The 20,564-nt window shown below is 43.0% G+C and carries 20 protein-coding genes; 7 read left to right on the top strand and 13 right to left on the bottom strand.

Annotation, left to right across the window (positions count from 1 at the left end):
- Window positions 1-123: 123 nt before the first annotated feature.
- The 3 genes from DSL64_RS20575 to DSL64_RS20565 form a co-directional block, all read right to left on the bottom strand.
- Window positions 124-693, bottom strand: coding sequence for a Uma2 family endonuclease (locus DSL64_RS20575; RefSeq protein WP_115832820.1), 570 nt, complete (start codon window positions 691-693; stop codon window positions 124-126).
- Between the two features lie 53 nt (window positions 694-746).
- The gene (locus tag DSL64_RS20570; RefSeq protein WP_115832819.1) at window positions 747-1,604 is read right to left on the bottom strand and encodes a prephenate dehydrogenase; all 858 of its coding nucleotides are present in this window, start codon (window positions 1,602-1,604) and stop codon (window positions 747-749) included.
- A gap of 75 nt (window positions 1,605-1,679) precedes the next feature.
- A complete protein-coding gene (locus DSL64_RS20565) occupies window positions 1,680-2,837 on the bottom strand; it encodes a pyridoxal phosphate-dependent aminotransferase (protein ID WP_115832885.1) in 1,158 nt (385 codons plus the stop codon).
- 217 nt (window positions 2,838-3,054) lie between these two features.
- Between DSL64_RS20565 and modA the strand changes: the two genes are divergently transcribed.
- The 4 genes from modA (at window position 3,055) to DSL64_RS20545 (ending at window position 6,128) form a co-directional block, all read left to right on the top strand.
- Complete coding sequence (modA, locus tag DSL64_RS20560; protein ID WP_115832818.1) at window positions 3,055-3,807, top strand: molybdate ABC transporter substrate-binding protein; 753 nt, start codon at window positions 3,055-3,057, stop codon at window positions 3,805-3,807.
- A 13-nt stretch (window positions 3,808-3,820) separates the two neighbouring features.
- Window positions 3,821-4,495: a molybdate ABC transporter permease subunit gene (modB, locus tag DSL64_RS20555; protein ID WP_115832817.1), complete on the top strand. Its 675-nt coding sequence runs from the start codon at window positions 3,821-3,823 to the stop codon at window positions 4,493-4,495.
- The gene (locus tag DSL64_RS20550; RefSeq protein ID WP_115832816.1) at window positions 4,476-5,369 is read left to right on the top strand and encodes a sulfate/molybdate ABC transporter ATP-binding protein; all 894 of its coding nucleotides are present in this window, start codon (window positions 4,476-4,478) and stop codon (window positions 5,367-5,369) included. The genes modB and DSL64_RS20550 overlap by 20 nt, the downstream gene beginning before the upstream one ends.
- Before the next feature lie 81 nt (window positions 5,370-5,450).
- The gene (locus DSL64_RS20545) at window positions 5,451-6,128 is read left to right on the top strand and encodes an SGNH/GDSL hydrolase family protein (RefSeq protein WP_115832815.1); all 678 of its coding nucleotides are present in this window, start codon (window positions 5,451-5,453) and stop codon (window positions 6,126-6,128) included.
- Window positions 6,129-6,244: 116 nt separating this feature from the next.
- On the opposite strand, the gene DSL64_RS20540 is transcribed toward DSL64_RS20545, so the two are convergent.
- The 8 genes from DSL64_RS20540 to DSL64_RS20505 all read right to left on the bottom strand — a co-directional run bounded on the left by DSL64_RS20540 (window position 6,245) and on the right by DSL64_RS20505 (window position 13,673).
- Entirely contained in the window at window positions 6,245-6,835 is a 591-nt protein-coding gene (locus DSL64_RS20540) for a transposase (protein ID WP_147300391.1), read from the bottom strand.
- A 186-nt stretch (window positions 6,836-7,021) separates the two neighbouring features.
- Window positions 7,022-7,921: a nucleotidyltransferase family protein gene (locus tag DSL64_RS20535; RefSeq protein WP_115832813.1), complete on the bottom strand. Its 900-nt coding sequence runs from the start codon at window positions 7,919-7,921 to the stop codon at window positions 7,022-7,024.
- A gap of 159 nt (window positions 7,922-8,080) precedes the next feature.
- Entirely contained in the window at window positions 8,081-8,407 is a 327-nt protein-coding gene (locus DSL64_RS20530; RefSeq protein ID WP_115832812.1) for a HesB/IscA family protein, read from the bottom strand.
- Between the two features lie 84 nt (window positions 8,408-8,491).
- Entirely contained in the window at window positions 8,492-9,430 is a 939-nt protein-coding gene (locus tag DSL64_RS20525) for a homoserine kinase (RefSeq protein WP_115832811.1), read from the bottom strand.
- Complete coding sequence (locus DSL64_RS20520) at window positions 9,427-9,819, bottom strand: HEPN domain-containing protein (protein ID WP_115832810.1); 393 nt, start codon at window positions 9,817-9,819, stop codon at window positions 9,427-9,429. The genes DSL64_RS20525 and DSL64_RS20520 overlap by 4 nt, the downstream gene beginning before the upstream one ends.
- Window positions 9,816-10,154, bottom strand: coding sequence for a nucleotidyltransferase domain-containing protein (locus tag DSL64_RS20515; protein ID WP_115832809.1), 339 nt, complete (start codon window positions 10,152-10,154; stop codon window positions 9,816-9,818). The genes DSL64_RS20520 and DSL64_RS20515 overlap by 4 nt, the downstream gene beginning before the upstream one ends.
- Before the next feature lie 41 nt (window positions 10,155-10,195).
- The gene (thrA, locus tag DSL64_RS20510) at window positions 10,196-12,652 is read right to left on the bottom strand and encodes a bifunctional aspartate kinase/homoserine dehydrogenase I (protein ID WP_115832808.1); all 2,457 of its coding nucleotides are present in this window, start codon (window positions 12,650-12,652) and stop codon (window positions 10,196-10,198) included.
- Window positions 12,653-12,917: 265 nt separating this feature from the next.
- Window positions 12,918-13,673, bottom strand: a complete 756-nt coding sequence (locus DSL64_RS20505; RefSeq protein ID WP_199539457.1) for a hypothetical protein — start codon at window positions 13,671-13,673, stop codon at window positions 12,918-12,920.
- A 215-nt stretch (window positions 13,674-13,888) separates the two neighbouring features.
- Between DSL64_RS20505 and DSL64_RS20500 the strand changes: the two genes are divergently transcribed.
- A complete protein-coding gene (locus DSL64_RS20500; RefSeq protein ID WP_115832807.1) occupies window positions 13,889-14,140 on the top strand; it encodes a hypothetical protein in 252 nt (83 codons plus the stop codon).
- 13 nt (window positions 14,141-14,153) lie between these two features.
- On the opposite strand, the gene DSL64_RS20495 is transcribed toward DSL64_RS20500, so the two are convergent.
- Window positions 14,154-17,099 (bottom strand): FAD-binding and (Fe-S)-binding domain-containing protein, encoded by a 2,946-nt coding sequence (locus DSL64_RS20495; RefSeq protein ID WP_115832806.1) that lies wholly within the window; start codon window positions 17,097-17,099, stop codon window positions 14,154-14,156.
- A 209-nt stretch (window positions 17,100-17,308) separates the two neighbouring features.
- Between DSL64_RS20495 and DSL64_RS20490 the strand changes: the two genes are divergently transcribed.
- Complete coding sequence (locus tag DSL64_RS20490) at window positions 17,309-18,766, top strand: TlpA family protein disulfide reductase (RefSeq protein WP_115832805.1); 1,458 nt, start codon at window positions 17,309-17,311, stop codon at window positions 18,764-18,766.
- A gap of 98 nt (window positions 18,767-18,864) precedes the next feature.
- Window positions 18,865-19,662: a DUF2490 domain-containing protein gene (locus tag DSL64_RS20485; RefSeq protein WP_158547954.1), complete on the top strand. Its 798-nt coding sequence runs from the start codon at window positions 18,865-18,867 to the stop codon at window positions 19,660-19,662.
- Between the two features lie 48 nt (window positions 19,663-19,710).
- Here DSL64_RS20485 and DSL64_RS20480 read toward each other — a convergent pair whose 3' ends face one another.
- Window positions 19,711-20,286: a DUF4136 domain-containing protein gene (locus DSL64_RS20480; RefSeq protein WP_115832803.1), complete on the bottom strand. Its 576-nt coding sequence runs from the start codon at window positions 20,284-20,286 to the stop codon at window positions 19,711-19,713.
- Window positions 20,287-20,564 lie beyond the last annotated feature (278 nt).

Genomic DNA, 20,564 nt, shown 5'->3' with positions numbered 1-20,564 from the left:
TAGAATAGGCTTTATTCAGAAAAAAGGAGCTTATTCTTGAAAGCTACTAATAGAAAAAAACTGGCTGCCGGTAGAACTATATAATTTCTACCGGCAGCCAGTTTTTTTACTTTGTCAATAATATCAAAAGTGAAGATCCACCATCAAGCCCACTAACAAATCCTCTCCACTTAATTTTGTATCCTTGCCTACTTTCGTTTCCGTAGATCCATTGCCGTGATAGATATATGCCGTCTTATTGTAGCGATCTATCAGCCAACCAAGCTTGCAGCCATTGGAAAGATACTCCTCCATTTTTCTCTTTAAATCCGACAGATTATCATTTACAGAAACTACCTCTACCACAAGATCCGGGCATATGGGCGCAAACTTAAAACGATCTGTTTCCGAAATAGCTTCCCAACGCTCTCTTGCTATCCAGGAAACATCGGGAGATCTTACAGATCCATCTGGTAAAGTGAATCCGGCAGAAGAATCAAAAACATAACCAGCTTTGGAATGGCGATTCCAAAGCCAGATCTGGCCATTAATGTCTGAATTATAGAATCCTGTATCTGATCCTGTTGGGGCCATAACTATGATATTACCTTCCTTATCCCTTTCCAATAATAATTGCGAGTTCGCCTGACAGAGATCAAAGAACATATCCTCAGTAAAGGTCGCAATGGAATTTATTTTCAACGGCAGTTCCATAACATCTTATTTTTTCTAGAGTAGAAAGTTAACCATATAAGTCAACTTTCTATCTATTTTTTCTCAATTCCGGCAAGAATCCGGCCAATATCATTGGCTCTGTTCATAAATGACAAACTTGTATCAGTATCCCGGTCATCGATCGCATTCTTGAACTTTTTCAGCAGTTCAATATAATCCTCAAGTGCTTTGGATACATTCTGCTTATTCTGATCAAAAATAGGCGCCCACATTTGGGGAGAACTTTTAGCAAGCCTTACAGTTGATGAAAAACCAGTGCTTGCCATATCAAAAATCGCTCTTTCGTCGCGTTCCTTGTCCAGAACAGTCAGGCCCAAAGCAAAGGAACTGATATGACTTAAATGAGATACATAAGCCAGATGCAGATCATGTTCGACCGGCGTCATGTAATGGATTTTCATACCTACATCACGCAGAAATGCCTCTACCAAACCAAGCGAATCGGGGTGACTTTTTTCTTTTCCGCAAATGATGACGTTTTTGTTTTCCAAAAGCTCCTTAAACGCTGCACCCGGTCCCGAGTTTTCCGTTCCGGCCATTGGGTGTACCGCCACGAACTGGTTACGTTTCGGATGATTGTCGGCCAGTGAGCAGATCAGTTCTTTGGTCGAACCAAGATCCATAATGGTTGCCCCCTCCGGAAGTTTGTCCAGCATATCAGGAAGTAAGGTATTGATCACATCCACAGGCGTAGCCAGCACATTCAACTCTGATATACTCAGCGCCTCATCCAGGGTAGCAATCTCATCCACAATCCCTTTTGCAAGCGCAATTTTTTGGTTGACTACCGAAGCATCAACCCCTATAAACTTTACATGCGGGTATTTTTCCCGTAGTCCCAAAGCAAAGGAACCACCAAGCAACCCCACACCTATTATACTAATAACCATTTCCTATCCCGATTGAGAGGCTTCACAAAGCCCCAATTCAATATTATATTTCAACAACTCCCAAAACCCTCTGCCCTACTGCCTAATCCTCTCCACAGCTTCCCAAATCCTCTCCTTAGGCATACAAAGCGACAATCTGATATAGCGTTGTCCCTTAGGTCCGAATATGAAACCAGGAGCTATGAACACGTGCTTTTCTATCAGCAAACTATTCACCAGCTTTTCCGCAGACTCCACCGAATCGGGTAATTTCCCCCAAAGGAACATTCCTTCCTGAGCAGGATCCCAGGTACAGCCCACAGTACGCAAAAAAGCTTCGGACGCTTCCAATCGTCCCTGGTATACAGCGTTACGCTCCCTATGCCATTCATCGCTGTTACCAAGAGCCGCCGCCGCTGCTTCCTGCATAGCCCAGAACATTCCGGAGTCGACATTACTCTTGATCGTCAACACCGCATCGATATAAGGTTTCGCACCAGCAAGCCAGCCCATGCGCCAACCCGCCATATTGTGCGACTTACTCATAGAATTGAGCTCGATCGCAACTTCCTTCGCTCCTTGCACCGACAATAAGCTTATAGGAGCTTTTTTATTCAGCACCAGGCTATAAGGATTGTCATGGCACAAGAGAATCTTATGTTCTTTGGCAAAAGCAACTGCCTTTTCGAACAATTCAATTGTTGCAGGAGCACCTGTAGGCATGTGCGGATAGTTCATCCACATGATTTTTGTCTTCGGTGTAACCAGCTGAGCCATTACTTCCCAGTCGGGCTGCCAACCAAAATCCTCTCTGAGTGGATATTCAATCACTTCTGCTCCCACCATTTTACTCACAGCACGGTAGGCGGGATAACCAAGTTCCGGCACAAGCACTTCGTCGCCCGGATCAAGAAAAGTCAAAGAAATATGTGTAATCCCCTCTTTGGAGCCAATCAAAGGCAAAATTTCAGATGTAGGATTCAGATCGACCTGATAAGTTCTTTTATAAAAATCTGCGATTGCGGTGCGATAACTAACAGTACCTGTATAAGGCTGATAACCATGCGCCAACGATTTGTGGGCCGCTTCGGATAAAGCCTCGATAGTTTCACTGGAAGGCATCATATCAGGATTTCCAATCCCGAGATTAATCACATCGTGTCCTTCCGCAATCAGTTTACGTACCTCGGCCAGCTTCACAGAAAAGTAGTATTCTGAAGTCTGACGGGTGCGCTGTGCAGTTTCTATAATCATTATGATCAGTAAATAATTCTGTCTGGCTATAACATGGAACGCTACCATTGCGCATGTCGCCAAACGGGGCGCAATTTACGATTTTTACCCTTACACACATAGTGTCAGGATATGCAATCTATTGCTTCTGAAAGTATAAAGCCAAGAGAGTAATATAGGGAAGATCAACTTTTGCTTTAAAAGACGTGTATTGAGGTTAATCTGTTAATTTAGCATTATGAACTTTTACCGATATATACTCTTTCTGTTATTACTTTCAGCCGGATGTTCCAAACCATCCCACAAAATCATCGTCGCGACTGCCGCTAATGTCCAGTACGTGATGCAGGAAATCAAAAAGGAATTTGAGAAAGAAACAGGTAAACCGATAGAAATTGTGGTCAGCTCATCAGGGAAGCTCACTACGCAAATCCGGGAGGGCGCACCATTCGATGTATTTGTTTCGGCTGATACCAAATACCCTGATGAGATTTTCAATAAAGGCGGGGCCGAGGAAAAGCCGCGCGTTTATGCCTTGGGTACGTTGGTGATGTGGTCGAAAGAATTACCCGTGGAGAAGTTATCAGCTGATATTCTGACTGATGAGAATGTAAAAAAAATCGCAATCCCCAACCCCGATGTTGCCCCCTACGGCGCAGCGGCTTTGGCATTTCTGAAAAAACGTCCTGATTTTGAGCAAATCAAAACCAAGCTGGTATATGGTGAAAGTATCTCTCAAACTGCTCAATATATTTCCTCAGGCACAGCTGAAATTGGCTTCAACGCATTATCCATTGTACTTGCTCCCGAAATGAAAGGAAAAGGTAACTGGATCGAAGTAGATTCTTCTTTATACCAGCCGATTGAACAGGCCGCAATTTTGCTTCGTCACAGCGATAACTCTCCAAAAAAGGAGACGAGTGAACAGTTCTATAAATTTCTGTATTCTGCCAAAGCAAAGGCAATATTTACAAAATACGGATACAAGTAATTTTTGATTCAAAATGGATTGGCAGCCTTTATTGCTCACTTTTAAACTGGCAACTATAACATCGGCAATATTGCTGATTGTGGCACTGCCTGTGGCTTATTGGCTTACATTCGGAAAATTCAGGGCACGGGGAATCATAGAAGCTTTGATCGGAATGCCGCTGGTTCTTCCCCCATCCGTGATTGGTTTTTATTTACTTCTGGCTTTCAGTCCCTCCTATTGGTTTGGCTCCTTCATTGAAGATACAATCGGGTTGCGGTTGGTTTTTTCTTTTCCCGGTCTTGTAATCGCATCCATCATTTATAGCTTGCCTTTCATGGTTTATCCACTACGGGCTGGTTTCCAATCCTTACCGGAGTCATTAAGGGAAGCTTCTTATACTTTGGGAAAGGGCGAACTGGAAACCTTTTTGAAAGTGCTTTTGCCCAACTGCAAACCTGCAATACTTACCGCCTTTGTACTCACTTTTGCCCACACGGTCGGAGAATTCGGAGTCGTATTGATGATCGGAGGCAATATCCCGGGGGTGACCAGGGTAGCCTCTGTAGCCATCTATAATGAAGTGGAAGCATTACATTACGATGTTGCCAACCAGTATGCACTTGTTTTATTTCTGATCACATTTGTTATTCTGCTTATTGTTTACTCCATTAACAACCGATTGCGAGGTGTCCGAAGAACTGCTTGAAATTGATATCACTCACAGCTTGCATACCGCCAGTGGTATTTTGCCAATGGAAGTAGCCATCTCTTTTCCAATCGGAAGTATTCTGGCTGTTACCGGACCATCAGGATCAGGAAAAACAACGTTACTCAGACAAATAGCAGGTCTTACAAAGCCCGATACAGGATATATAGGATTTAAGGAATCGGAATGGCTGAATACGGAGAGTCGGGTGAATATTCCAGTTCAGAATAGGAGTATAGGTTTTGTTTTTCAGGATTACGCGCTTTTTCCACATCTTACGGTAGAAGAAAATCTCTTATTTGCTTTACCGAAAGGCGGAGATACCGGAATTATTCATGAATTACTCTTCGCTGTCGGATTAAAAGAACTGGCAAATCGGAAGCCATTTCAATTATCCGGAGGACAACAACAGCGGGTAGCCTTGGCAAGAGCGCTGGTTCGCAAACCCGACGTGCTATTGCTTGACGAACCACTTTCGGCTTTGGACGCTTCCATGCGGGAAAATTTGCAGGAGTTACTTTTAAAATTCCATCAAAAGTTCGGCTTCACAATGATTATTGTAACGCACGATCTGAGCGAAATTTTTCGGCTGGCAGATCATGTTGCAATACTTAAGGAAGGAAAGCTTGACAGCTTCGGCACGCCGGCAGACGTTTACATTAAAGAGCAGCACAATAACAAGGACCTTGTACTACACGGCGAGGTTCTGTCCCGGACCAGTTTGCACGAAGCAGTTCGGATACATGCGCTGATCAACTATAAAATGCACATTTTTGATTTGTCGGAACAGGAGGCAGAGCATCTGCATCCGGGCAGGCATTTCACTGTCTCATACCTCCCCGACCATCGCACCATTCGTCCGATAAGCAATTAAGCCACATTTCATCTATTCATATTCACTCAGGGTAACTTTTCATAGCATACGTCTTTTTTCAAAAACTAAACTCACATTTTTATGCAACGCTTTTATAAGCTGATTCAGATCGCACTAATAGCACTTCCTTTACTTGCTATGCGTCAGGATAAACCACTTAAAGTCATTTTCTTCGGTGATTCTATCACACAAGCGGGAGTCGGCCCCACTGGTTATATTACCAAAATGACAGAAATGCTGAAAGCAAATGGAAAATCGGCTCAATACGAACTTGCCGGTGCCGGTATAGGGGGCAATAAAGTATACGATCTCTACCTGAGACTAGAAGATGATGTTCTTTCAAAAAAACCGGATGTGGTTTTTATTTATGTAGGTATCAATGACGTATGGCATAAAACGTCTCACGGTACGGGAACGGATGCTGACAAGTATGTTAAGTTTTATGATGCGCTGATTCGTAAAATGAAGGCACAGAATATTCGGGTGATTGTTTGTACACCGACAGTCATAGGAGAGAGAAACGATAATTCGAACGCGCAGGATGGAGATTTGAACTACTATTCAAAACTAATCAGAGACATTGCGACAAAAAATAATGTACAGGTTTGCGATCTGAGAAAGGCTTTTGGCGACTACCTCCTGAAAAATAATCCTGAGAATAAAGAAAAAGGAATCCTGACTTCAGACCGCGTTCACCTGACAGACGATGGCAATAAGTTTTTAGCGGAGAGGATGATGGAGGCTTTGGTTCAGAAATGACCCGGCCTGCGCGACCCGGTCTGCATGACGAAGTCAGGCTGAACGGTAATTGCACATTGCTTAATTTTCCGTGCAGACCAGCTATCGGTGTTCAGACCGGATTGCGCAGTTGCGTTTTAATAAAACAACTTAACCACATCACCCCCAAGCACATCATAACTATCCTTCATAAAGCTGTGTGCATCGTAATCTGTCAATTCAAACAATAGGTTTTTATTACAGAGACTTCCTTTCCTGAATCCAGCATAATCAGGAAAGGAAGAATATTTCCAATGTTCCAATTTGTTCTCTGATAAACCCGCAACGAAAGGATTCTGATGAATGTAGTGCATGCACCTCACCATATATTCCTGATCATGAATCAGCTTTGACTTTGTTCTTTTCTGAAATAAACTGCCACTGATCCCTCTGCTATTATTGATCACAGTGGTAGTGGTGTAACTACTCAATAAAATACCTAATCTGTAACTCAGTTCTGATATTTCATTGGTTCCTGAAATACGATTTTGACATCCCTTCTCAGTTACATGAATCATCAAATGAAAGTGATTTGGCATTAGACACCATGCCAATAGATTGCTTACCGGCAAAATCTGTTCTCTCATTTTACGAATAAATAAGAGATAGTCATTGTCATCAAAGAAAATGATTTGGCGCTGATTACCACGATTGTAAACGTGGTAGACTTTGTGTATTTCAAAGTTCATCTCATCACAAGTTGGGAATGTTGTGATGAGACGGAGACTTGATAATAGGTAACATTACGCGACCCGGTCTGCATGACGAAGTCAGGCTGAACGGTAATTACGCAACGTTCAAAAGCAACACTACCTAATTCTTCCGTGCAGACCAGCGATCGCTGTTCAGACCGGAACGCCCTGATCAAAAAATAACTACTCCCAAAGCTTAGCAGGATAAACCCCATTCTCATGCAAAGGAGTCAATGCAGCTTGTACAGTTGGTTTATCCTCAGGATAGGTTACGCCAAACCAGTCAGACTGACTGCGGAATACGCGGCAGTCACCCAGTCCGCTTTTAATAATATGAGACATCACTGTCGGGATATAAAACTCCGCTTTCGGCGTATTCAGATTTTCTCTTGCATACACCTCAAACAGGTCCTTCGTAATTGGAAACATGGATGGCTTAAAGCCCCAGAAGTTCATGGAAACCGGTGTTTCAGGAGCCAGTTCCGTCAACTGGTCATCTTCTTCAAAATAGATTGTACCGTCTTTTTCAAATATTTTAGTCCGCTCTACTACCGATTCGAGATTGTGATCTTCTCTTTCAATACATACCCCTCTTGAAACTGTTCCGTTTTCTGAAAGTGTACGTTTCAGTTCATAGCCAATCATTGCATGCTGATTCTCATTTTTGTCATTGGTCAGGAAATCAGCCATCGTTTGAAATGCCTCTCTTCCATAAAAATCATCAGCGTTGATTACTGCAAAAGGAGTATCTGTTTGCTCCCACGCACAAAGTGTAGCATGACCCGTTCCCCATGGTTTCACTCGCTCTACCTTTCCCAGATCCTCCGGAACATAGGATTGTATACCCTGAATTGCAAAATCGAAATCAATTTTACCTTTTAGTTTAGGAGCAAAAAGTGCTTCCGAACTTTCGCGAATTTCTTCACGGACAATAAAAACTACCTTGCCAAAACCCGCACGAATAGCATCAAACAAAGAATAATCGATAATCGTCTCGCCATTAGGGCCGAACTGATCAAGTTGTTTGATACCGCCATAACGGCTACCCATTCCTGCGGCCAGAATTAAAAGTGTTGGTTTCATCAAATTCTTATTATTGAAAATTGCGTATAGTGATAAATACGTTTTTATGGATGTTATTTACTGACTTTTCAGCCACGCAAATTAACCTGATTCTACCATATAAACGAAACGCGCCATGAAATTCATGGCGCGTTTCGTTTAATAAATATTTTTAAGATCTTAAACTGCGAAGCTCTCTCCGCAACCGCAGGTCCTTGTTGCATTTGGATTGATGAATTGAAAACCTTTTCCGTTCAGCCCATCTGAAAATTCAAGTATAGTCCCGGCCAGATAAAGCAGGCTTTTCTTATCAACAATGATTTTCACTCCTTTATCTTCAAAAATCATATCTGTTGGTTTTGAATCCGAGTTGAACTCCAGATTATAGGTAAGACCGGAACATCCGCCTCCCAAAACACCAACGCGGATCTGATAATCGTCCTGATGACCTTCTGCGTTTCTTAATTCTACTATCTTAGTTTTGGCTGCTTCGCTTACAGTTACCATACCCTGTTCATTTTTATGATTGCATATGATTAACGTCCTTGTTATTTAAGAAAGTTCATCAAAATTCAAAAACTTACGCTACTCTCAGTATGATTCCAGCACTCTGGCTCCACCATCATTGATTCCCGACAGATGCATCGTTGCATCTATACCCACCTCCGCAAATGTTCTCACCATCGCCTCGCCTGCCTTCGTTGCATTTTCTATACCTCTTGAAAGTGCAAACATAGATGGACCGGAACCTGATATACTGCAACCTAACGCGCCATTGTCAATAGCAGCTTTTTTCACTTCATTAAATGAAGGAATCAATATAGAACGTACAGGTTCAATAATGACATCCACCATCGACCGGCTGATGAGTTCATAATCCGACTTCATCAAGCCCGTTACCAATCCAGCCACGTTCCCCATCTGCGCAATGGTATTCTTCAGCGACACTTCATTGCGAAGAATATAGCGTGCATCTTTCGTATTGATTTCAATGTCAGGATGCACCAAAGTACAGTACAAATCCTCCGGCACAGGTACTGAAAATATATCCAATGGTGTGTAACTCCGGATCACGACAAATCCTCCCAATAATGAGGGCCCGACATTATCAGCATGAGCAGAACCGGAAGCAATGCGCTCTCCTTCCATTGCGAAAGGGAGTAAATCTTTTCTTGAAAGCGGACTTCCCAGCAATTCGTTCAACGCTACCACACCTGCAACCGCACTGGCTGCACTGGATCCCATACCACTTCCCAGAGGCATGTTTTTATGCAAAACCACTTCACAACCAAAATCCGTCCTACCCAAATGCTTCAACAAATGAAGCATTACGACAGTCACTGCATTTTTCTCAGCAGATCTGGGTAGTCTTCCTTCGTCTCCGGTGATATCAGCAATGACAATACCCGGCTCATCTCTTCTTCGGATTTCAACAGTGTCACCTGGCTCCTGTATCGCAAAGCCAAAAATATCAAATCCGCAAGCCACATTGGCTACCGTTGCGGGGGCAAAAGCTTTTATATAATTCACTGTAAAAAACTATTTTCTTTTAAATAGAGGACCGTTTCGTTAAGAAAAAGTTCGGCATCATTTAATGATTGAAGTGCTTCCTCGGGAAAAATATCATCGTAATCGTAATCACTAAACTGACGTTTTTCAAAAGTTCTTTTTAAGGCAATACCAAGGTCTCTTGACAGCAATCCATTTAAGATAAAATCCTTATGAAAAGAGTTCTGAGCTCCTTTATGAGATTTGGAAACAACATTTATTGATGAGAGTAATGCCTGAATACAATGAAACATTGTGTAATATGACCGATTTAAACTGGCATCAAATCTTTTACGCTCCATTAAATCGCGGGAATCATCCAGGCAATTAATCGCTTTTCCTATAATGTCATCAATTGAATGTTTATTCATATTTCAATCCCATCCAGATAGACATTGCTCATTAGTGGTGTCAGCTTAGCTTCTAATTTTGAGCTTGTTGTCGGAATGGCCGAAACAGAAACAGCATATTTTAAAGACAAGCCAAATGTAATCTCCGACATATTGCTTATCTCAGTATAAGGTCTTATCTCATGATCATTCAATACGACCAAATAATCTATGTCTGAATCCTCGGTCTGCTCACCTCTCGCATAAGAGCCAAACAGTATAACTTTATCCAGTCTTTCCTGATAAAGTTCGCTGATCTCTCTAACAAATTCCTCGGTTAGTTTTGCAACCGAATCTGGTATCTTCCTGTTGCTCATAGCTTTAAATCATTTTGGTAAATTTACCAATATTTACTTCGCTATCCCAGATAACTACTGATACTCATAATATCTGCAAAAACACCGGATGCCGTCACTTCAGCACCTGCACCTGGCCCTTTGATCACCAAAGGACGATCTTTATAGCGCTCAGTAGTAAATGATACGATGTTATCACTTCCTGAAAGCGTATAGAATGGATGAGACGCATCAACCGTTCTCAATTCCACCACAGCTTTGCCGTTCTCCAGGGTGGCGATATACCTCAGTTTTTCTCCCTGCGCTTCAGCATCTGCCTGCAGTTTGGCAAAATAGTCATCCGATACAATAAGCTCTTCGAAGAAATTCTCCACAGTAGGCGCAGCAAGACAGTTATCCGGCAAAAGCTGTGCAACATGTACATCAGTCGCTTCTAAAGGCACACCAACCTCACGCGCGAGGATCAGGATTTTTCGTGCTACATCAGCTCCGCTTAAATCCTCTCTCGGGTCCGGTTCCGTAAAACCTTTCGCCTTCGCTTCTTTTACAACATCTGCAAACCGAATCCCCGGTCCAAATGAGTTAAAAATATAGGAGAGCGTTCCGGAGAGAATCGCTTCAATTTTAAGGAATTTATCACCACTGGACATCAACCCCTGAATAGTATTGATGATCGGAAGACCAGCTCCTACGTTAGTTTCATACAGAAACTTCACGCCTCTTTTCAAAGCTGTTCTTTTCAAAGCAGTGTACTCTGCATACAAGCCAGAGTTAGCCACTTTATTAGGTGTTACCACCGATATACTTGCTTCCAGCAACATATTGTAATACTGTACAATATCCTTGTCGGAAGTACAATCTACGAAAACACTGTTTGGCAGGTTAAGCTCAATCATGCGCTGAACAAAAGCCGGCAAACTTGTCTTCACGCCTTCGTCGCTGATACGGTCTCTCCATTGTTCCGTACTGATACCGTCCGGATCCAGAAGCATTTTTTTCGTATTCGAAAGCCCTGCAATATTCAGATTGAGCAGTTTTTCGTCCCGCAAATATTGAGTCTGATTTTTGATCTGCTCCAATAGTGTCGCACCTATCAGCCCCACACCCACAATGAACAAATTGAGCGATCGAGTCTCCGACTGGAAGAAAACGCCGTGAATTGAATTAAGCGCTTTGGATAAATCCCCCTTGGAAATCACCACAGAAATATTGAGCTCAGAAGAACCCTGGGCGGTTGCCACCACGTTGATACCGTTCTTACCAAGTACAGAGAACAGCTTACCCGAAACCCCTGTACTTTTCTTCATGCCCTCACCCACGATCGCAATAATGGAGAGATTTTTCTCAATAGAAATGCCATCGATGTAGCCTAATGCGATTTCATGAGAAAATTCCTTTTCAAGTACTTCCCGTGCACGTTGTGCATTTTTAGGATCAATTGAAAAACATATAGAATGTTCAGAAGAGGCTTGCGATATCAATATTACACTGATGTCATTGACCGATAAAGCCGTAAACAAACGACCGGAAATACCAGCCACACCAATCATCCCGCTTCCCTGAATATTCACTAGGGCAATCTCGTCTATGGAGGAGATACCTGTAATCGCGTAATCTTTTTTCTCTGCACCCTTCTGTACAAATGTCCCGATGAAATCAGTATTGAACGTATTCAACACTTTCAACGGAATATTCTTCGCAAAAGCCGGTTGCAAACTCGGAGGATAAATCACTTTTGCACCAAAGTGTGACAATTCCATCGCCTCGGCATAGGAAATAGACGGGATCGTGAAAGCATTAGCGACTTTGCGTGGATCCGCCGTCATCATGCCATCCACATCTGTCCATATTTCAATGACAGTCGCATCAATAGCCGCACCGATAATGGACGCCGTGTAATCCGAACCACCACGTCCGAGAGTTGTAGTTACACTGTCAGTCGTTGATGCGATAAAGCCAGTCACGCACTGCAACGATGTAGTTTTTGCAAAATATTCAAGAATTTGTCGGTTCGTAACCTCGAAATCCACATCACCCATACCATACGTCGCATTGGTGTGAATAATAGTACGGGCATCACAGAACTCAGCGTCGACGCCTCTGCTTTTTAATATCTCTGAAATCACCAGTGTCGACAACCTTTCACCGAAGCTCATAATGAGATCAAGGGTTCTTTCAGAAAGCTCGCGAATCCAGGATACACCGCGAAGAATATCACCCAATTCGTTGAAAAGTCCACGTACAGCAGCAAACGTACTGCTCTGATTTTTCACATTGATCATTCCCCGTACTACCGCGAAATGACGTTCCTCTACGACTTTTAAAAATTCAATATATTCCGTATTCCCGGCAGCAGCCATTTTCCCGATTTCGATCAGGCGATTCGTGACGCCCCCCATTGCAGAAAACACAACAGCTATCTTTTCACCGTTCGCAATGTTATTTTCAAGAATGTCAATTACAGTTTTTATACTATCAACAGTACCGACAGATGTGCCGCCAAATTTGAGAACCTTCATCTAAAATTATATTCGAATTTTCGCAGAATGAGAAACAAGTTGCTGTGAGCCACTTTCTTTAATTCTGCAAATATAACAATTCAAACGCCGTATCATCCATCATGAGTCCGAAAAGCAGTATGAACGTATAACTCTGTGCTTTTCCATCATTCATTCCAATATAAAAATTCCCCTTCAACACATTTAAGCCGCATTTCCGGTAGTCTGAAAATAAAAAAACGGAACAGCTTCCGCCATTCCGTTCAGAAAAAAATTCGTTTCTATCTCAGAACATGATTCCAAATCCTACGCCCACATTGGCAACTCCTACAAATCGCTTTTCATTGATCGGGACGCCCAGCTCAGGATAATTGCCAACTTTCACGCTGATTGCAACATCCTTTAACTCTGCTTCGGTAGCAAGAAAATCTCCGGACATATGGAAATAAAGCGTATTCCCAAGCGGAATTCTTAGACTTGCCCCTGCTCCAACTCCCAAATCGCTGGTTGACGCCGGGCGAAGTGCCACGGTCATGTTGTTCTGTCCTGACTCAAAGGCTCCTGTCATATTCACAGAAGGCGAAGTAACCTGTACATAACCTCCCTGAACGTGCGCTTCCAGTTGTACTTTATTCAAATTAATGTACAAGGCCGGCCCAATCATGACAGCATTAAACTTCCATTTGGAAACACTGGACTGCCAGCTATGAGCGGATGTCTCATTGATCAACGGCTTAATTTGCTCTACGGATACGTTTGCCCGTTCAATAATTGGCTCAGGTTTGGTTTTATTCTGATTCATGCTTCCCGAAATCTTCAATCCAAACCATCTGGCTATTCGAAAATCATAATTCACCTGACCGTAATAACCTGCTCCTGTGAGCCCGGCAAAGGGGTCATCGAGCCTTTCACGCGCCAGTTCACCCACTGGCAAGCTATATCCTCCTGTGATCGAAAAAAAACTTCTGTTATTGTTTTGAGCCTGACTGTCAGAGACAACCAGTGTAAAAACGAACAACAGTAATGTCAAACAATATTTCATAAATCCGGTTTTTCAATTTGTATCCAAAATTATCAGCCTGCCGCAACAGACCCATAAGGTAACTTCAATCGAAACAATTTTAGTATACCTGTCTTGAAATACTTCGTAAAGGGAAATTTTATCAACACAATCTTATAAAACTGATTCGTGATTATTCGGAATCCACCTTGGTACAAAAATGGTAGCGTTGCTGGCAGAACTAAATCAATAACGTCATGAACAGGCAAGAAACAGATAAAGAAGCCAGAGCAACCAAAAACACAAAAAATGTCTGGAAATGGATTTTGGGAGTAGGTGTTGTACTGATGCTGATCGCTTTTTGGGGAGGTTTTTTTAACCACGATGAAAATTTCAACGAATCCGAAACACCTGCTCAAACCACCGCACCAGCCGACACTGTTGCCTCAGACACGGTGGGCAACGTAAAGGCTGATACGATCATGCAAAGTGTACGGGGAACCAAATAGGCCAACACATATTTTAGGGGAGCAACGCTTCCCACAATATTTCTACAGGATGTAATGAAACGCGTCCTGTTCCATCTTTAATCTGGTGACGGCAGCTGGTTCCGGGAGCAGCAATGATGACTTCTTCGGGTTGCTGCCGCACCGTTGGAAACAACACCAATTCTCCGATTTTCATGGATACTTCGTAATGTTCTTCTTCATATCCGAAAGATCCTGCCATTCCACAACATCCCGAAGGAATCAGTTGAACCTGATAATTCTCAGGCAGCGATAATGCTTTTTTTGATGCAGTTAATGTAGATAATGCCTTTTGATGGCAGTGCCCGTGCAGTTTAATCAGCCTTTTATCGGTTCTGAAAGAAGTCCGGTTGATGCGCTTCGCGTCCGTCTCTCTCGCAATAAATTCTTCAAAAAGCAGCGCATTTCGGGAAATCAGAGCTGCACTCTCTCTTAAGTCCTCAGGTACAAGATCCCTATATTCATCCCTGAACGACAAAATTGCAGAGGGTTCAATACCTACAAGAGGTGCATCACCTGTAATCAGATCTTTGAATAAATTCACATTCTGAATCGCCAGATTCTTTGCTTCCTTCACAAACCCTTTAGATAAATACGAACGCCCTGACTCTACATGTTTCGGAATAATGACCTCATATCCCAGCTTTTCCAATAGTTGAACAGCCTTTTTCCCTATTTCAGCATCGTTGTAATTGGTAAACTCGTCACAAAAAAGATAGACCTTACGCGCATGGGGCTTAGGGCTTGGGGAAGTTCGTTTGGTATACCAGCTTTTAAGTGTAACACTGTCCAAATGCGGCATAGATCTGTCAGGATGGAAACCAACCATTTTGTTGGCTATCTTGCGCAGTGCCGCGTTTCCGAAAATTCCATTGAAGGCCCACGGTGCCATTGAGGCAAGCTTCATTTGTTTTGAGAAATTAGCGATCAGTTTACTTCTTCGGGGCACACCAAATTGCTCATAATATTGCTGGGTAAATTCAGCTTTCATTTTACCCACATCCACACTGGAAGGGCACTCAGACTTACAACCTTTGCATGACAAACACAAATCCAGAACCTCTTTCACCATTTCCGGCGATGTAGATTTTCTCGTATCTTCTGTCAGATACCTGCGCAGCATATTGGCACGTGCGCGCGTGGTGTCCCGCTCGCTTCGCGTTGCCATATAGCTCGGGCACATGGTTCCTCCTGTCAATTCCGTCTTACGGCAGTCTCCCGATCCACTGCATTTCTCAGCCATCCGTAACATGCCTTCCTGTCGCGAAAAGTCAAAATGAGTGGGAATAGCCGGAGCAGCCTCGTCCGCTTTATAGCGCAGAAACTCATTCATAGGAGGCGTATCAACAATCTTGTTAGCATTAAAAATGCCTTTCGGATCCCAGATTCTTTTTACTTGCCTGAACATTTCATACACTTCCTCGCCCATCATAAAAGGAATAAACTCTCCCCTTAACCTGCCATCCCCATGTTCACCCGACAACGCTCCGTTATATTTTTTTACCAGTTTGGCTGTATCAGCCAGTACGTCACGAAACTTTTGTTTCCCTTCCGAGGTCTTAAGATTGATCATCGGCTCTACGTGCAACTCACCCGCACCGGCATGTGCATAGTAAGAGGCCTGTAACTGATGCGACGACAGTAAATTTTCCAGATCAGCGATATATTCCGGCAAGTCTTCTACAGCTACAGCACAGTCTTCGATCAGGTTTACAGGCTGCGTATCTCCGGGCAAATTCCTGATCAGTCCCAATCCTGCCTTACGGATATCCCACGCCTTTGCAGCAGCTTCTCCAAACAGCAATGGATAGGCGTATCCCAAATTTTCAGACTTCAGTTCTTCTACCAGTGCTTCAGCCTGAACTTTTACAATGTCCTCATGCTCTCCCCAAAATTCAACCATCAGCAAAGCAGCAGGATCGCCTTCGATGAAAAACCGGTTCTGAGAATAGACCGTATGATTTTTTGTAAAATCCATGATGTACCTGTCGACCAGCTCCGAAGCTTTCGGCTGGTACTTCATCGCAATGCGATTGGCATGAAGCGATTCTGCCAGAGAACTGGCATGGACACAAACGACTCCAACAGCCGGCGGCATTGCCTCTACCAAACTGATTTTGGCTTCTGTAACAAAACAGAGCGTTCCTTCCGAGCCGGCTATCAGGTTACATAAATTAATATCTCCCTTTTCAAAATTAGCAACAAGGGCGTCCAGCGCATAACCGGAATTTCTACGTGTGACTGTAGGCTTTGCAAACTTCTTTTTGATCAGTTCCTGATCTATCGGATTTGACAGCATTCCCCACATTCCAGCCAGAATGGCCTGCTCGCGCTTTCCGGTGGTATCTCTTGCAGAGACAGCTTTGATGTAATCTGCTACCGAATTGTTTTTAAAGACGACTTCTGAACCATCCGCTAACAACGCTTTCACTTCCAGCAGATGATCGCGGGTGCTACCCCAGGTGATTGAATGCAGACCGCAGGAATTATTCCCAATCATCCCGCCGATCATCGCACGACTGGCGGTCGAAGTTTCCGGACCGAAGAGCAGACCATACTGTGCGAGATTTTTGTTCAGATCGTCACGAATAACACCTGGCTGTACCCTCACCCATTTTTCTTCCTGATTTACTTCCAGAATCTTACCAAAATGCTTGGATATATCCACTACAATTCCGTTTCCAACTACCTGTCCGGCCAGTGAAGTACCCGCGGCACGGGGGATCAATGTCAGTTTCTGTTCATTGGCAAAGGCGATCAGCAAACGAAGGTCTTCCACATTGCAAGGCAACGCAACGGCCATGGGCATTTCCTGATACACAGATGCATCAGTGGCATAAATGGCCTTTTGTGCAGCATGAAGTGGCGAGTCATCAAAATAAAACTCTCCCTGTAATTTACCCTGAAATGTACTGAATTGAAACTGAGATATACGGTTCATCTGGTGCCTGTAAATTGTAAGGTAAAATTAGTCGAACAAAAGTTAAACAAACGGATTCGGCACATAGAAATGCTACGTGCTTCTAAAATGTAGAATCATTTTTAATAAGTGTTTATGCTCAATGTGACCATGCCTCCCGGGTTGATACGTATATTGGCACAGTTTTTACAATTCCTGCTTCAATCAATTCAAACCAAATCGGTAAATCCATGAAACGGATATCAGTTCTGTTACTTACATTTATTTGTCTGCAATCCTTTGCCCAGAATACTGCGAGTGTCACAATCACCACTCCCGCGAAATTTGAAGCACAAATTACACTCATACTCGAAGATGTTCATTTTCACCCCAATCTGGGAATCGGACTTTCCGACGTGGAACTGGTAACGGTCGCATCTGTTAATCTGATTGAAAAGCAGAGCGAAAAGGTGTCAGTTGCTATTAAAGAGCCTAAAATGATGCGGCTGCAGTTCAGCGGCGGAGGAGTGAATAAAACAAGGATGTTATTCATACAACCAGGTGACGACCTGACGGCTACCTTTCCGGGGAATTCGGATGCCACCTTTACTGGTAACACTGCAGTATATCAGACCTTTTTACAGAAACATTTTCTGGAAAACCAATACCAGTATCTTCCCGTATTCGGCTACCGTCCTGCACAAATTGAAAACAAGGCTGTGGTGCAGCAAAGTGACAGTCTGAAGCAAGCACGTTTGACAGCTTATCAACAATTTAAATCGTCGAACCCTAATGCCTCACCTGCGTTTGAAGCTTATGTGAATGCCACTACACAAACAGAATCTGCTGTGATCAAAAGGCTGATTCAGGAAAAAATTATGAGAAGAAACAGAGTGTCACGACTGGAACCTGCGCAACAGAAAGAACTGGAAGATTTTACACTTTCAGAGTTTAAAGTGCTGCCGGATGATGCTTTATTGAGCCAGTCGTATCGTGATGAACTCCGCAACTGGGTTTCCATTCCGTCTATCAGGAAGTTCCCGCTTTCGGCATCTACCAATTATGAGATCAGTGCAGACGCACTCAAAGAGATTTATGCTGCCAGCAAAACCAGACTGCAGGCTTATCCGAAACAGCAGGCCTATTTGCTCACCTACTGGCTGAACTATGCAGCCACCGCGGTTCCGAACCCGGAAACTGCAAAAACGCTTCTGGCTGATTATAAGACAACATTGCCTCAATCACAGTATACTGATTACATCTCAAAACTAATTGCGACAAAGGAAACGCTAAAATCAGGTGCAGCTGCTCCGGAATTCACATTACTAAGTGGTGATAGTAGTACTGTTTCTCTTAGTCAGCTCAAAGGAAAACCTGTTTGTCTTGTATTTGCTTTCAGTATCGGGCAGCATGAGCCGGCGTTGAAGGCGCTGGAAGATAAATATAAAGGAAAGGTTACATTCGTATACACGCTCATGACCGCAGGAATACCTCTTCATACATGGAAACCTTATGCTACCGAAAGAGCTGACACCAAACACTTGTGGGCTTCTGAAGAAAATATTGACCTTTTAAAAGAGAAATATGCCGTAGATATTCGCTATCCATTTGCTGTCATCGATGCACGTGGAAACATTGTTGAGCGATGGATTCCTCAGGAGTTCCCAAACAACGAAACGCTCGATGCTGCTATCCAGAAGGCGTTGTAAGAGCAATCACAAGATTAATATTCAGTTAAAATAGCTGATTTGGAACAACTTTTGAGTGTCTGGTGTGTTTTAAAATGATACACCAGACACCAATTTGCATGAAATTTTCCGCCCTTCTGGCCCTTGTTCTCAGCACATGTTCTATAGCATCATTCGCACAGATTTCACCACCCGGACTTGATGACACTAATCTGGCAACCTGGGGGGCAATTGGTTTCAGTCAGGATCTGAGTCCTAAATGGACATTAACAGCATACCTTGGAGGAGCCAGAGTTAGCAATCCCGACAGCTGGTATCCTTTGAAAAAACAAAGTATTGCCGTCTACAATCACGAGTTTCAATACAAGTTCAATCCAAAGTGGCAGGCTTCACTATGCAGCAGTATCCGACTTCAGAATAAATATGAAGAAGAATTTCCATTTGAAGCGCAGGAGCAGGCTTATCGTTGGGAAGTAAGATATTATGGCAGACTTTACCGGAAACAACAGATCGGAAAGTTGAATATGACCTATTCTTTCAGGCCTGAGTTCCGTACCTTCTATTCTCCTGACTGGACACCATCCACAACTCCTGTAGAACTCAGGTTCAGATTAAAGGCACAGGCGAGTATTCCCTTAAACAACTCAAAATCAAACTTTTTACTTGGTGCCAATGAATTTCTCTCAACGGTAGATGAATATACTTTGAATACACCTGCTGGTCGCGAACATGAGTGGAGTAACTATCAGTTTACAGAAGACAGGTTATCGGTATATTTCCGGCATGTGTTTAAAGAGCAGGATATTATTCTTGATCTGGGCGTAATGGAACAGTTTAAAACCGGAAGCGACTTTGACGCTATTTCTTATGTAGCATTCGATCTGCTTATTCAAAATCCATTTTCTAGAAACCATTAGACAATAAAAAAGGCGATGTTTCCATCGCCTCATGAATTTCCTGACCTCTTATTTACGACTGTACGTATCTAGTGTGGCCTGCGGGAAAGTTCTAAGAATATCCGCCATGGTGTTTTTGATCATAGCATCTCTGTCATCTTTCTTCGTAGGCGCTTTTACCTTACCTGAGGCCCAGCCTTGCCAGATCATTTTCTCCGTACTTTTCTGATAAATATTCAGAATGAAACGACTTTCCTGATAATTGTAAGTCGAGATATTATTCCCTCCCCCGTACCACCACATATAAGGTGAATACATATTGTTGGAGCGCACCTGCTGACGGTCTTTCACGTCGGTCATAAACCGAACAATGATTTCAGGATTATTCTGATCCAGCGTATAACCTTTTGCTTGCATCACCTCTACAACTGCATCTCCAAGACGCCTTCTGTTCAGTTCGCTACCCAGCAAAGGATCCTCTTCCATTGTACGTTCCGATTCTACTTTGAAGGTTTTAAACTGTTTCAGGTTAACTGATGTATCATGATCGTAGCTCACCTGAAGAGCCTGGCTGCAAGCCATAAACAGAATCCCTGCCACAACCGCAACCAAGGCGGATTTTGTCAACTTCACTATGTTTTTCATGCTGATGTTATAAATATTGGTTTAACAATTATCTGACACTTTCTGAGGGCAAATGGTTTAAAGATCAGAAAAAGATATCTATAAAACTTATAACATATGTCGTTGGTATGTAGGTCCTGAAATTTATTTTTATTGCTATTTTTTCGCTGCACCGGTCACTTTAGTTTTACGCAATGGACACAAGAAATGTTGCAAGTTTCAGGAAATACAAACCAAATACAGATAGGCCTAAAACAAAAAACGCAATGGATCGACTTTGCGTCCATTGCGAATTCCGT

Origin of the sequence: Dyadobacter luteus, from assembly GCF_003383615.1 — a bacterium.
GTDB classification, from domain to species: Bacteria; Bacteroidota; Bacteroidia; order Cytophagales; family Spirosomataceae; genus Dyadobacter; species Dyadobacter luteus.
The sequence above is the reverse complement of the archived record's forward strand: the minus strand, read 5'-3'. Positions and strand labels throughout refer to the sequence as shown.